The organism is Pseudomonas sp. IT-P218, from assembly GCF_949767605.1.
Taxonomy (GTDB): domain Bacteria; phylum Pseudomonadota; class Gammaproteobacteria; order Pseudomonadales; family Pseudomonadaceae; genus Aquipseudomonas; species Aquipseudomonas putida_AE.
On record NZ_CATKQQ010000004.1, the window covers coordinates 16,825 to 28,943 of the forward strand.

Genomic DNA, 12,119 nt, shown 5'->3' on the forward strand with positions numbered 1-12,119 from the left:
ATAACTTTTTTATCAGCGGCGGCGCCGCCCAGGAACCCATTCCATCATGACTCCAGCCCGAACCGGCATACCCTACCGTCCTACGCTACTGGCCTTGTTTTGCTCATTGTCGGTCACGGCCCACGCCGCGACACCCGCGCCAACCAACTCTTCAGCGCTGGTGCTGGACGACGTTAACGTCAATGCCCAGGCGCCCTCTTCGTCCGACCTGCCCCCGGTATACGCTGGCGGCCAGGTCGCGCGCGGTGGGCAACTGGGGGTGCTGGGCAACCAGGACATCATGGACGTGCCCTTCAGCGTCACCGCCTACACCGAAGAACTGATCCGCGACCAGCAAGCCGAAACCGTGGGCGATGTGCTGCTCAACGATTCGTCGGTGCGCCAGGCCTCCGGGTTTTCCAACCAGGCCCAGACCTTCATGATCCGCGGGCTGCCACTGAACGGCGACGACATCTCCTTCAACGGCCTGTACGGCATTTTGCCGCGGCAGATCATTTCCACCGATGCCCTGGAACGCGTCGAAGTGTTCAAGGGCCCGAACGCCTTCATCAATGGCGTGACTCCGTCCGGCTCGGGCATCGGCGGCGGCGTCAACCTGCAACCCAAGCGCGCCGCTGACGTGCCTTTGCGGCGCTTCACCACCGACATCAGCGATGAAGGGCGTATCGGCGAACACCTGGACGTCGGCCAGCGCTTCGGCGAGGACAACCGCTTCGGCGCACGGATCAACCTGTCCCAGCGTGAAGGCGATACCGCCATCGACGATGAAAACCAGCGCTCCAAGCTGTTCGCCATAGGCCTCGACTACCGCGGCGATGCCCTGCGCCTGTCCGGCGATTTCATTTATTCCAAGGAGCGCATCAACGGCGGCCGCAGCTCGGTCAACCTCGGCAATACCACGCACATCCCGGATGCGCCATCGGCCGACACCAACTATGCGCAGAAGTGGGGCTTCAGCCAGATCGAAGATACCTTCGGCATGCTGCGCGCCGAGTACGACCTCAACGAAAGCTGGACTGCCTACGCCGCCGCTGGCGCCAAGCACACCCGCGAAGTCGGCAAGTACGACGGCACGACCCTGGTCGGCAACGATGGCAGTTCCGTGACCACCGGCTCGTTCATTCCCCATGACGAGGACAACAGCAGCGCCATGGCCGGCCTCAACGGCAAGTTCGCCACCGGCCCGGTCAGTCACCGGCTCAATTTCGGCCTGGCCGGGATCTGGACCCAGCAGCGCAACGCCTTCGATTTCGACCTGACCCGCTACCCCAACAACATCTACCACCCGGTCGACGTGCCGGCGCCCCAGGGCGGTTTCTCCGGCGGCGACCTGCACGATCCGGGCATCACCGGCAAAACCTTCGTGCGCAGCGGCGCGGTGTCCGACACCCTGGGCTTTTTCGATGATCGCCTGCTGGTGACCGTCGGTGTGCGTCGCCAGCAACTGGTGGTCCAGGGTTATGCCTATGGCACGGGAACCCGCACCTCCAACTACGACGAATCGATCACCACCCCGGTGTACGGCATCGTGTTCAAGCCGTGGGAACACGTGTCGTTCTACGCCAACCGTATCGAAGGCCTGGCCGAAGGCCCGACAGCCCCCAACACCGCCGGCTCGCGGGTGGTGGTCAACGGCGGTGAAGTCTTTGCCCCGGCCCGCTCCAAACAGCTCGAAGCCGGTGTGAAGGTCGACATGGGCACCTACGGCGCCACCTTCGGCGTCTATCGCATCGAACAACCGGCCGACGGCTACACCGAAGTCATCGACGCCGGCACCGCGCGCTTCGTGCACAAGGGCGAGCAGGTCAACAAAGGCGTGGAACTCAACGTCTTCGGCGAACCCCTCGACGGCCTGCGCCTGCTCAGCGGAGTCACCGTGATGGACACCGAACTGAAGAAAACCCAGGGTGGCCTCAACGACGGTAACCGGGCCATCGGCGTGCCGACCTTCCAGTTCAACGCCAGCGTCGATTGGGACGTCCCCGGCCTGCAAGGCGTCGCGTTGAACGGTCGGATGTTGCGCACCGGCGGTCAATACGCCGACGCGGCGAACAACCTCAGCCTGCCGACCTGGAACCGCTTCGATGCCGGTGCCCGCTACGCCTTCAAGGTGCAGGAAAAGGACGTGACCTTGCGCTTTGGCGTGGAAAACGTGGCCAACAAGAAGTACTGGGAATCGGCCCAGGGCGGCTTCCTGACCCAGGGCGAACCACGGGTGGCCAAGCTGTCGGGGACCATCGACTTCTGATTATGTGGGAGCGAGCTTGCTCGCGATGGTCGTGAACGATAACGCGCGCTTTCCGGGCAGCGCGGCGCACCTGAGATCATCGCGAGCAAGCTCGCTCCCACAGGTATTTCCCACAGGTATTTTTTCCATTCAGCGGTCAGCCTGGCCGCTGCGCAAGGCTGGACCATACTTGCTGCACACGCCCAGGAGGACTGGCTCATGCAGCGTAGCGATGTGTTGATCATCGGCGCCGGCCCGACCGGGCTGGTCCTGGCGCTATGGCTGAGCAAACTGGGGGTGCGCGTGCGGATCGTCGACAAGACCTCTGCACCGGGCACCACCTCGCGGGCGCTGGCGGTGCAGGCGCGCACGCTGGAGCTGTATCGCCAGCTGGACCTGGCCGACGCCATCGTGCACAAGGGTCATCGGGTAGCCGCCGCCAATTTCTGGGTCAAAGGCCAGCCCGTGGCGCGCCTGCCGTTGAGCCGCGTCGGCGAGGGCCTGACGCCCTACTCCTTCCTCGAAATCTTCCCCCAGGACGAACACGAACGGCTATTGATCGAGCGCCTGCAATCCTTCGGCATCACGGTGGAACGCAACACCGAACTCGAAGGTTTCGAGCAAACCGATGACGGCATCAGCGCCACGCTGCGCTTGCCCGACGGCCAGCAGGAAACCTGCCAGGCCTGCTACCTGGCCGGTTGCGACGGCGCCCGTTCGATCGTGCGCAAGACCCTCGACACCGGTTTTCCCGGCGGTACCTACCAGCAGGTGTTCTACGTCGCCGACGTCCAGGCCAGCGGCCCGGCCTTCAATGGCGAATTGCATGTGGACCTGGATGAAGCGGATTTCCTTGCAGTATTCCCGCTGGCCGGCAGCGGTCGAGCGCGCTTGATCGGCACCGTGCGCGACGAACGCGCCGAACAGGCGCACACCCTGCAATTCGAAGACGTGAGCAGTCGCGCCATCGAACATATGCAGGTCAAGGTCGAACAACTGAACTGGTTCTCGACCTACCGCGTGCATCATCGGGTGGCCGATCACTTTCGCAGCGCCCGCGCCTTCCTGTTGGGCGATGCTGCTCATGTACACAGCCCCGCCGGGGGCCAGGGCATGAACACCGGGATTGGCGATGCCATCAACCTGGCCTGGAAACTCGCGGCGGTCCTGAGCGGCGGTGCCGAGGCAAAACTGCTCGATACCTACGAAACCGAGCGCATCGCCTTCGCCCGCAGACTGGTGGCCACCACTGACCGGGTGTTTACTTTCGTCACCGCCGAAGGGCCTATCGCCGACTTGCTGCGCACACGGCTGGCACCCTTCCTGATTCCGAAAATGGCCTCGTTCGAAACCACCCGCGAGTTCCTGTTTCGCACGGTGTCGCAGATCACCCTGAACTATCGCGGCATGCCCTTGAGCACGGGGGTCGCCGGGCACGTGCATGGCGGTGATCGCCTGCCGTGGGCCCATGACGGTGAAGGGGACAATTTTGGGCCGCTCAGATGCCCGACCTGGCAGGTGCACGTGTATGGCGACACCAGCGACGAGATGATCGCCTGGTGCCACGAGCACCATCTGCCGCTGCATGTATTCTACTGGCGCCCGGCATTCGAAGCGGCGGGCCTTGGGCGTAACGGCTTTTACCTGTTACGCCCGGACACCTATGTGGCGATCGCCGAAACCTGCTCGGACCCCAAGGTCATCGAACGGTATTTCCGCGATCACGGCATCCGCCCGTATTTTGGCGCACCCTGACCGGTTTTTTTCAGATTCCGGCCAGTGCCAGGTCCATCGCAAAGTAGGTGAAAATCAGGTCGGCCCCTGCGCGCTTGATCGCGCCGAGGCTTTCGCGCACCACACGATCCTCGTCGATGGCCCCGGCCTGGGCGGCGAACTTGATCATCGCGTACTCGCCGCTCACCTGATACGCCGACAAGGGCAGGCGCGAGGCTTCGCGGATGTCGCGGATGATGTCCAGGTACGCACCGGCCGGCTTGACCATCAGCGCGTCGGCGCCTTCCTGCTCGTCCAGCAGCGACTCACGCACCGCCTCACGGCGATTCATCGGGTTCATCTGGTAGCTTTTGCGGTCGCCCTTGAGCGCGCTGCCCCCGGCTTCGCGGAACGGACCATAAAGCGCCGAGGCGAACTTGGTCGAATAGGCCATGATCGGCGTCTGGGTGAACCCGGCGGCATCCAGTGCCCGGCGGATGGCCTGGACCTGCCCGTCCATGGCCGCGGACGGGGCAATCACGTCAGCGCCGGCACGGGCGGCGGCCACCGCCTGTTTGCCGAGGTTGAGCAGGGTCTGGTCGTTATCGACCTCGTGATTGTGCATCACGCCGCAATGCCCGTGGTCGGTGTACTCACAGAAACAGGTGTCGGACATGACGATCATTTCCGGCACCGCATCCTTGGCGATGCGCGACATGCGCGACACCAGGCCGTTGTCGTGCCAGGTGTCGCTGCCATCGCTGTCCAGGTGGTGGGACACGCCGAAGGTCATCACCGACTTGATCCCGGCCCGGGCATAACGCTCGATCTCGCCAGCCAGCTTCGACTCGGGAATGCGCATCACCCCGGGCATGCTCTTGATCGGCACGAAGTCGTCGATTTCTTCTTCAACGAAAATCGGCAGCACCAGATCGTTCAGGCTGAATTCGGTTTCCTGGAACAGACTGCGCAGGCTCGCATTGCGGCGCAGACGGCGGGGACGTGCTTCGGGGAACTGACTGGACATGGGTATTCCTGAAAACTGTAGGAGCGAGCTCGCTCGCGATGGTCGTCAATGATAACGCGCGCAGTCTGAAGGATCGCGTTGCCCTGGCGTTTTTCGCGAGCAAGCTCGCTCCTACAGGGGGTAAGGGTTTAATTTGCGATTGGTTTCGGAATTTCCAGCCCGCGCTTCACCGCCGGCCGCGCGAGGAATTTCTCCAACACCCGGGTGACGTTGGGGAAGTTCTGGATACCCACCAGATCGCCCGCTTCATAGAAGCCGATCAGGTTGCGCACCCACGGGAAGGTCGCGATGTCGGCGATGGTGTAACGCTCGCCCATGATCCAGTCGCGCCCTTCAAGTCGCTTGTCGAGGACGCTGAGCAGGCGTCGGCTTTCTTCCACATAGCGGTCGCGTGGACGCTTGTCTTCGAAGTCCTTGCCGGCAAATTTATTGAAGAAACCGAGCTGGCCGAACATCGGGCCAATGCCACCCATCTGAAACATCAGCCACTGGATGGTCTCGTAACGTGCTGCCGATTCCTGGGCCAGCAACTGCCCGCTCTTGTCGGCGAGGTAGATCAGGATCGCCCCGGACTCGAACAGCGGCAACGGCTGGTCGTCCGGACCGTGGGGATCGAGAATGGCCGGGATCTTGTTGTTGGGGTTCAGCGACAGGAACTCGGGGGACATCTGGTCGTTGCTCTCGAAGCCCACGCGATGGGGCTCATAGGGCAGGCCGATCTCTTCAAGCATGATCGATACCTTGACGCCATTGGGGGTCGGCAAGGAGTACAGCTGAATCCACTCCGGGTACTGGGCCGGCCATTTTCGGGTGATGGGGAACGCAGACAAATCGGTCATGTGGGCATCCACGGGAAAATTGAGAATGCCGATCATAATGGAGATAACCCGGGCTGCGGCGTCTGGCGCCATGAATATCAATGATGGTGGAGATCAAGCGAGATCACGGCGCGCTGGCGTGCCGGCTAGTGTAGGGTGTCCATAATTTCGCAACATCCTGTCGATAACCTTTGCTCCAACCCGTGCAAGGTTACCGGTAAAGTGCTGCGCTCTCGGCCGGAATCGAACCAAACGGGCCTCAGAGGACTCTGAGATGCGTCCCTTTGATACGGACCGGCTTCACGACATGGAAAACACCCGACGCAGGAAAGTTGCGGTGCAAAGGTTTGTCAGCCTTAACTCAATGCGCTGAAGAACCGTTTACTCCATGATCAATCCGTTGAAATTCACCCAACACTTCAAACGTCGCGCTTATTTGATCCTGCCCGCCTTGCTGGCGACCAGCGCGTTGTTTTTGGCGCTGGAGGCCCGTGAAAGTCGCGCCCAGCCGGCGGATGGCACCCAGACCCTGGTGTTCCTGCGCCATGCGGAAAAGCCTGAGGGCGGCCTGGGCCAGCTCAATTGCCAGGGTTTGAACCGCGCCATCGACCTGGCCACCCTGCTGCCGGAAAAATTCGGCAAGGCCGACTACGTGTTTGCCGCCAACCCGACGCGCAACGTCGAGGAAGGCGAACTGGACAATTCCTACAGCTACATCCGCCCCTTGATGACCATCAGCCCCAGCGCGATCAAGCTCGGTTTGCCGGTGAACATCAACTTCTCGGCCAACGACACCAGCGACCTGGCCGATGAACTGCTGCACGACAAGTACCACAACTCGGTCATCTACACCGCCTGGTCCCACGGCTATCTGCCGGAATTGATCAACAAGGTCGCCGGTGAAGCCGTTGGCCAGAAACAGAAGATCACCGAGGACTGGGAGTCCAATGACTACGACTCGCTGTATGTGCTGACCCTGACCTGGCACAACGGCAAGGCCAGTCTGCAGAGCCACAGCTACAAGCAGGGGTTGGACAACGGGCAGCAGACTTGCCCGACTTGAATTGGTGCTTTAAGTCTTGTAGTGCCTTGACGGCCCCCTTCGCGAGCAAGCCCGCTCCCAGACACAAAATTTGTGTTCACTGAAGATCTACTGTGGGAGCGGGCTTGCTCGCGAAGGGGCCGGCAAAACCACCCTCACCCGCGCCGACCACCCCGCTCGCGCAGATACGCCAACACCGCCTCCCGCTCCCCCGCAAACTCGATCCGCGCCCCTTTCTTCTCCCGCTGAAAGACATACATCGGGTCGTAATACTCCACCAGCAGCCCTTCGATCCACGCCCGGTGCAAATCCACCGCCCCACTGCGCGCCTGCTCGGCCAGCGCGTCTTCCATCAGGATCAGCATCCGCTGGTGCCGTTCACCGCCCAGGCGTTTGCGCACATTGTTCAGGCTCGCCAGCAAACGCTCGGAAAACAGCGCAAAACCTTCCTCACCATGGGCACCGATGAACTCGGCACACAAATCCACCACGTAATCGCGCAGGATCCGCTCGACTCGCCCGTGCAGGCTGTCTTCGAGCCAGACCATCGGAAACTGCTGCATGCCCTGGTACAACGGCAGTGGCAGCGCGCAACTGCCGACCGCGCGGCTCTCGTCTTCGAGCACGAACTGTTCGATTCCGCGGGCGCGTTTTTTCAACACGTCCACCGCCAGGCAGTTTTCAAAGTCGATGTTGGACGGCTGGCCAGTGACGCGTTTGCCGAAACTGGAACCGCGATGGTTGGCATGCCCCTCGAGGTCCAGGCCGTTGTCCAGTTGCGTGAGCACGTCGGTTTTACCGGTGCCGGTCATGCCGCCCAATAACACGAAATCGCACTGGGAGACGGCCTCGTCCATGGTTTCCAGGAGGAAGGTACGCAGGGCCTTGTAGCCGCCGCCCACCCGCGGATAGTCGATGCCCGCCTCGTCCTTGAGCCATTGCTGGACGATCTGCGACCGCAGCCCGCCACGAAAGCAATACAACAGACCATCAGGATGGGCCCGGGCAAAATCCGCCCAGGCCTGGATGCGCTCGGCCTTGATGGCGCCGGACACTAATTGATGGCCCAGCTCGATCGCCGCCTGCTGGCCTTGTTGCTTGTAGCAGGTGCCAATCCGTTGCCGTTCCAGATCGTTCATCAGCGGCAGGTTGACCACGCCGGGGAACGCGCCCTTGAGAAACTCGACCGGCGCACGGGCATCCATCATCGGTCGATCGCTGAGAAAAATGTCGCGGTAATCGGTGCAGTCGACAGGCATCAGGACACCTCGACCGCGTGGCTCTGTCGCGCCACCAGTTCGCCGATCGGCGCCAGGTCCAGCCCCAGTTCGGCCGCCACCGCGAGAAACCCGGCGTTGCCTTCGGGTGTCACGGCGATCAGCAGGCCACCGCTGGTTTGCGGGTCGCACAGCACTCGCTTGTGCAGCTCCTGGAGGCGCCCGACCTTGCTGGCGTAGCTATCGTAATTGCGCAACGTGCCGCCCGGCACGCAGCCCTGGTCGAGGTAATACTCGACGCCCGGCAAGCGCGGTACCCGGTCATACCCGATGCGCGCTGTGAGGCCGCTGCCGTCGGCCATTTCCACCAGGTGCCCGAGCAGGCCGAAACCGGTGACATCGGTCATCGCCGTCACACCTTCGAGCTTGCCGAAACGGCTGCCGGGTTTGTTCAGGGTGCACATCCAGTCCCGGGCCAGGCCGATATCGGCGTTGCGCAATTTGCCTTTCTTCTCAGCCGTGGTCAGCACGCCGATGCCCAAGGGCTTGGTCAGGTACAACAGGCAGCCGGCCGTGGCCGTGTCGTTGCGCTTCATGTGGCGCTTTTCCACGAGCCCGGTGACGGCCAGGCCGAAGATCGGCTCCGGTGCGTCGATCGAATGCCCGCCGGCCAGGGGAATCCCGGCCTCATCGCACACCGCGCGCCCGCCGCGAATCACTTCCCGGGCAATCTCCGGCGCCAGCACGTTGACCGGCCAGCCGAGGATCGCGATCGCCATCAACGGATCGCCGCCCATGGCGTAGATGTCGCTGATGGCATTGGTGGCGGCAATACGGCCGAAATCGAAAGGATCGTCGACGATCGGCATGAAGAAGTCGGTGGTCGATACCACGCCGCGCTCTGCATCGATGGCATACACCGCCGCATCGTCGCGCGAGGCATTGCCGACCCAGAGTTTCGGATCAAGATTCTGCGCACCGCTGCCGGCCAGAATCACTTCCAGCACCTGGGGAGAAATCTTGCAGCCGCAACCAGCGCCATGGCTGTATTGGGTCAGGCGAATCGGTTCGCTCATAGGGCACCTCATGGGGTCAATGGGGCCGATTCTAGCAGAGCGGCCGCTGCCTCTGTGGCAGTGAGCCGGCTCGCGAAGCGGTCATGAATTCACCGTCCGCCAATCCGAATGAATTTTCCCATCGCCCAACGATCCCTCTATGTACACAGGGAGGAAGAAAGGCTCTATGAACAACGCAAAACTGTTCGTCATTGAATACACTCTTCATGGCGTCCCCAAGTCGTTCATCATCCGTCTGGACAAAATGGACAACGCGGAGGCATGGCATTGGGCAAGCTGCGACGCGGGGGTCGGACGTATCCCTCGCTTCGGCCGCGAAAAAGTGCAGAAGACCAGCAAACCGATGGCGGAAAAATTCGGCGTGGAAAACGTCAAGTGGCGCCCGGCCGGTTAACCCGGCAGCGCTCAGGATTGGGGGATCAGTAAATGACACTCGTCAGCAGCCCTGCACATCTGGACTACGGTCTGGATACGTTGTTCGGCCGCATCACCAAGAGCACCGAATGCCGGGTCGGCCTGGAACAGGTCGAAGATGATCCAATGCGCTTCGTGATCCGCGTTCCAGCGCCATTGCCGGAAGACCTGGAGCAGGCCAAGACGGTGGTGGTGCGGGTCGATGGACGACGCCTGGCCGGCACCGTGCGCCACAGCGAACGGCTTGACGACGACAGCCTGAAACTGGAAGTGGAGCCTGACTAGGCCCCACGTTCCCGCGCTGCAAGTGTCAGTGGGCGCACTTGCAGCCTTTATGGGCGCACTCTTCGCCGTGCTCGTGGTGCTTGGAACAGGCTTCACAGCAGCAATGCTTGCCGTGGCGCACGATCGGATGTTCACCGAGCTTGCAGTTGCATTTCGGACAGTCACAGACGCTTTTTTCATCAGTCATGGCGCTGACTCCTTGGGCAGTGGTCGTCGGCGGGCCGCATCAGCAACCCGTTGTACCAGTGTAGGAGTTGATCAAGCGTACACCTGACCGTTCAACCCGCAACCCGACTGCTGCTGCGGTACATGAACACCAGGGCCAGCCCCAACAGCACCATCGCCAACACCCGGCTCCCCGATAACTCGATGGCCGGATTGCCCAGCCAGCCAAAATTATCGATCAGCATCCCCATCCCCAGTTGCCCGACGATCACCGCCACGGTCGCCACCGCCGTCCCCACCCGCGGCACCGCACCGACCATGACCATCATGTAGACCACGCCAAACAGCGCCCCGCTGAGCTGCCACTTCGGCACGTCCAGCAGGCTCGTGGCATGGGCCGGTTCAAAAAAAACGATCAGCAACCCGGTCAGCACCGCGCCCACCACGAAGGTCAGCAAGCTGCTGCGCAACACCCCGACCGTTTCCCCCAGACGCCCGTTGATCGCCGCCTGCACACTCAGGATCGCCCCGGCCGCCACGACCACTGCCAACAAAATAATCAGACTCATCATCAACCCCGTGCAATCAGGACAAGTGCCGCGACAATCAGCAGCAAGGCCAGCCAGCGTTCAGCGTTGACCTTCTTGCGAGTGGTGCCGAACCAGCCGAAATGGTCGATCAGCACACTTTTGCCGACCTGCCCGGACAGGATGGCGATCATGGTCATCGCGATACCGATGTGCGGTGTCGCCAGCGTCAGCACCACGACATAGATCGGCCCGAGAAAACCGCCGATCAGCTGCCAGCGCGGTAATTCGCTCAGCGCCGGGCCCTGTCGCGGGCCGCTGAGCAGCAACAGGAAAAACAGAATCGCCGAGCCGACGCCAAAGATGCTCAAGGTCGCCCACAGGTGACCGACCTGAACGCCCAACGGCCCGAGCAAACCGGCCTCCACGGACAGGCCCATGCCCGCCAGGATCACCAGGGGCAGCAGCAATAGCCGCAACCCTGGCCGGGTGCTCGGTGCCACTGCAGCACCGACGTTGTCGAGAGAAGAAGACTGCATCGATAAAACTCCGTTCGAGAAACATGGCGCGCATTATCGATTGGCGGTGCTTTGCGATAAATGGGAGCATCCTGACAACACTTTTGCGTAACTCGCACAGCAGGACTGACCATGCACGGCCTCAACGAACTGGGATTCAAGGCGCTTCGGCTGTTTGTCGCGGTGCTCGATCACGGCAGCTTTTCCGAAGTCGCCCGCCGCGAGGGCCTGGCGCCCTCTTCGATTTCCCGCCAGATCCAGTTGATGGAACAGGCCCTGGGCCAGCAATTGCTTTACCGCCACACGCGCGCCGTCACGCCCACCGAGGCCGGGCGATTGCTGGGTGAACACGCGCGACTGGTGCTGGTGCAACTGGAGGAAGCCGAACAGGCGCTGCAGGAACAGCAAAGCGAGCCCAGCGGACTGGTACGGATCAACGCGCCAGTGGTGTTCGGCCAGCGGCATTTGACGCCGTGGCTGGGGCAGTTGTGTGCGCGCTATCCCAAACTGCAACTGGACATCCAGCAGACCGACAGCTACGTCTCTCCCTTGCAGGAAGGCGCCGACCTGCTGTTTCGCATTGGCCCAATGCATGACTCCAGCATGCAGGGGCGGATCCTCGCGCCCCATCGCTTTCAGGTCGCGGCGAGCCCGGCGTACCTGCAACGCCACGGCACGCCACAACATCCAGACGATCTCGCTGCTCATCAATGCCTGGCCTACAAAGGCGTGTCAGGCCTGCAGCGCTGGTTTTTCCGCAAAGGCCAATTGCCCTGGACACCCTATACGGTGAAAGGGCCGATCACCGGCAACCACGCCGACACCCTGACCCAGGCCGCCGAGCAGGGCCTGGGGCTGGTGATGTTTCCGTCGTGGTTGATCGGCGAGGCCGTGCGCAACGGCACGCTGGTGCCGGTGCTGGGGGACTACCAGGTGTCCAACAGCCTCGAGCCGCAGCAGATCGCCGTGCTCTGGCCCGGCAGCCGGCGCCTGTCGGTGAAGGTCAGGACGGTGATCGACTTTTTTGTCGAATGCTTTGGCGAAGTGCCGTATTGGGACCTGTAGGAGCCGGCTTGCTGGCGATGCGAGG

13 protein-coding genes are annotated in these 12,119 nt (G+C 62.3%); 6 read left to right on the plus strand and 7 right to left on the minus strand.

Annotation, left to right across the window (positions count from 1 at the left end; genetic code table 11):
* The first annotated feature begins 46 nt into the window (after positions 1-46).
* Positions 47-2,248 (plus strand): TonB-dependent receptor, encoded by a 2,202-nt coding sequence (locus tag ACM6I6_RS03075; protein WP_414919376.1) that lies wholly within the window; start codon positions 47-49, stop codon positions 2,246-2,248.
* Positions 2,249-2,446: 198 nt separating this feature from the next.
* Entirely contained in the window at positions 2,447-3,982 is a 1,536-nt protein-coding gene (locus tag ACM6I6_RS03080) for an FAD-dependent oxidoreductase (RefSeq protein WP_414919377.1), read from the plus strand.
* 10 nt (positions 3,983-3,992) lie between these two features.
* Here the strand turns inward: ACM6I6_RS03080 and hemB are convergent, their stop codons facing one another.
* Positions 3,993-4,967: a porphobilinogen synthase gene (gene hemB, locus ACM6I6_RS03085; RefSeq protein WP_274077040.1), complete on the minus strand. Its 975-nt coding sequence runs from the start codon at positions 4,965-4,967 to the stop codon at positions 3,993-3,995.
* 128 nt (positions 4,968-5,095) lie between these two features.
* Positions 5,096-5,806: a glutathione binding-like protein gene (locus tag ACM6I6_RS03090; protein ID WP_323608359.1), complete on the minus strand. Its 711-nt coding sequence runs from the start codon at positions 5,804-5,806 to the stop codon at positions 5,096-5,098.
* Between the two features lie 367 nt (positions 5,807-6,173).
* On the opposite strand from ACM6I6_RS03090, the gene ACM6I6_RS03095 reads away from it, so the two are divergent.
* Positions 6,174-6,848, plus strand: coding sequence for a histidine phosphatase family protein (locus ACM6I6_RS03095; protein ID WP_406592288.1), 675 nt, complete (start codon positions 6,174-6,176; stop codon positions 6,846-6,848).
* A 134-nt stretch (positions 6,849-6,982) separates the two neighbouring features.
* On the opposite strand, the gene mnmH is transcribed toward ACM6I6_RS03095, so the two are convergent.
* A complete protein-coding gene (gene mnmH / locus ACM6I6_RS03100; RefSeq protein ID WP_414919378.1) occupies positions 6,983-8,086 on the minus strand; it encodes a tRNA 2-selenouridine(34) synthase MnmH in 1,104 nt (367 codons plus the stop codon).
* A complete protein-coding gene (gene selD, locus ACM6I6_RS03105) occupies positions 8,086-9,120 on the minus strand; it encodes a selenide, water dikinase SelD (protein ID WP_414919379.1) in 1,035 nt (344 codons plus the stop codon). Before selD ends, mnmH begins: the two co-directional genes overlap by 1 nt.
* 166 nt (positions 9,121-9,286) lie before the next feature.
* Between selD and ACM6I6_RS03110 the strand changes: the two genes are divergently transcribed.
* Positions 9,287-9,514, plus strand: coding sequence for a DUF6555 family protein (locus ACM6I6_RS03110; protein WP_020799440.1), 228 nt, complete (start codon positions 9,287-9,289; stop codon positions 9,512-9,514).
* A gap of 32 nt (positions 9,515-9,546) precedes the next feature.
* The gene (locus ACM6I6_RS03115) at positions 9,547-9,819 is read left to right on the plus strand and encodes a hypothetical protein (protein ID WP_414919380.1); all 273 of its coding nucleotides are present in this window, start codon (positions 9,547-9,549) and stop codon (positions 9,817-9,819) included.
* Positions 9,820-9,844: 25 nt separating this feature from the next.
* Here ACM6I6_RS03115 and ACM6I6_RS03120 read toward each other — a convergent pair whose 3' ends face one another.
* From ACM6I6_RS03120 to ACM6I6_RS03130, 3 genes are all read right to left on the minus strand, one after another.
* Positions 9,845-10,006 (minus strand): metallothionein, encoded by a 162-nt coding sequence (locus ACM6I6_RS03120; RefSeq protein ID WP_414919381.1) that lies wholly within the window; start codon positions 10,004-10,006, stop codon positions 9,845-9,847.
* Between the two features lie 91 nt (positions 10,007-10,097).
* Positions 10,098-10,556 carry a DMT family transporter gene (locus ACM6I6_RS03125; protein WP_323608362.1) on the minus strand — a complete coding sequence of 153 codons (459 nt, stop codon included), beginning with the start codon at positions 10,554-10,556 and terminating at the stop codon, positions 10,098-10,100.
* Entirely contained in the window at positions 10,556-11,050 is a 495-nt protein-coding gene (locus ACM6I6_RS03130) for a DMT family transporter (protein WP_323608363.1), read from the minus strand. The genes ACM6I6_RS03125 and ACM6I6_RS03130 overlap by 1 nt, the downstream gene beginning before the upstream one ends.
* Before the next feature lie 111 nt (positions 11,051-11,161).
* Between ACM6I6_RS03130 and ACM6I6_RS03135 the strand changes: the two genes are divergently transcribed.
* Positions 11,162-12,094 (plus strand): LysR family transcriptional regulator, encoded by a 933-nt coding sequence (locus ACM6I6_RS03135; protein WP_323608364.1) that lies wholly within the window; start codon positions 11,162-11,164, stop codon positions 12,092-12,094.
* Positions 12,095-12,119: the final 25 nt, after the last annotated feature.

Coding starts and splice junctions, on each gene's coding strand:
- ACM6I6_RS03120 (WP_414919381.1), bottom strand. CDS start 10,006: ATGACTGATGAAAAAAGCGTCTGTGACTGTCCGAAATGCAACTGCAAG.
- hemB (WP_274077040.1), bottom strand. CDS start 4,967: ATGTCCAGTCAGTTCCCCGAAGCACGTCCCCGCCGTCTGCGCCGCAAT.
- ACM6I6_RS03090 (WP_323608359.1), bottom strand. CDS start 5,806: ATGACCGATTTGTCTGCGTTCCCCATCACCCGAAAATGGCCGGCCCAG.
- ACM6I6_RS03135 (WP_323608364.1), top strand. CDS start 11,162: ATGCACGGCCTCAACGAACTGGGATTCAAGGCGCTTCGGCTGTTTGTC.
- ACM6I6_RS03075 (WP_414919376.1), top strand. CDS start 47: ATGACTCCAGCCCGAACCGGCATACCCTACCGTCCTACGCTACTGGCC.
- ACM6I6_RS03095 (WP_406592288.1), top strand. CDS start 6,174: ATGATCAATCCGTTGAAATTCACCCAACACTTCAAACGTCGCGCTTAT.
- ACM6I6_RS03125 (WP_323608362.1), bottom strand. CDS start 10,556: ATGATGAGTCTGATTATTTTGTTGGCAGTGGTCGTGGCGGCCGGGGCG.
- selD (WP_414919379.1), bottom strand. CDS start 9,120: ATGAGCGAACCGATTCGCCTGACCCAATACAGCCATGGCGCTGGTTGC.
- ACM6I6_RS03080 (WP_414919377.1), top strand. CDS start 2,447: ATGCAGCGTAGCGATGTGTTGATCATCGGCGCCGGCCCGACCGGGCTG.
- ACM6I6_RS03130 (WP_323608363.1), bottom strand. CDS start 11,050: ATGCAGTCTTCTTCTCTCGACAACGTCGGTGCTGCAGTGGCACCGAGC.
- ACM6I6_RS03110 (WP_020799440.1), top strand. CDS start 9,287: ATGAACAACGCAAAACTGTTCGTCATTGAATACACTCTTCATGGCGTC.
- mnmH (WP_414919378.1), bottom strand. CDS start 8,086: ATGCCTGTCGACTGCACCGATTACCGCGACATTTTTCTCAGCGATCGA.
- ACM6I6_RS03115 (WP_414919380.1), top strand. CDS start 9,547: ATGACACTCGTCAGCAGCCCTGCACATCTGGACTACGGTCTGGATACG.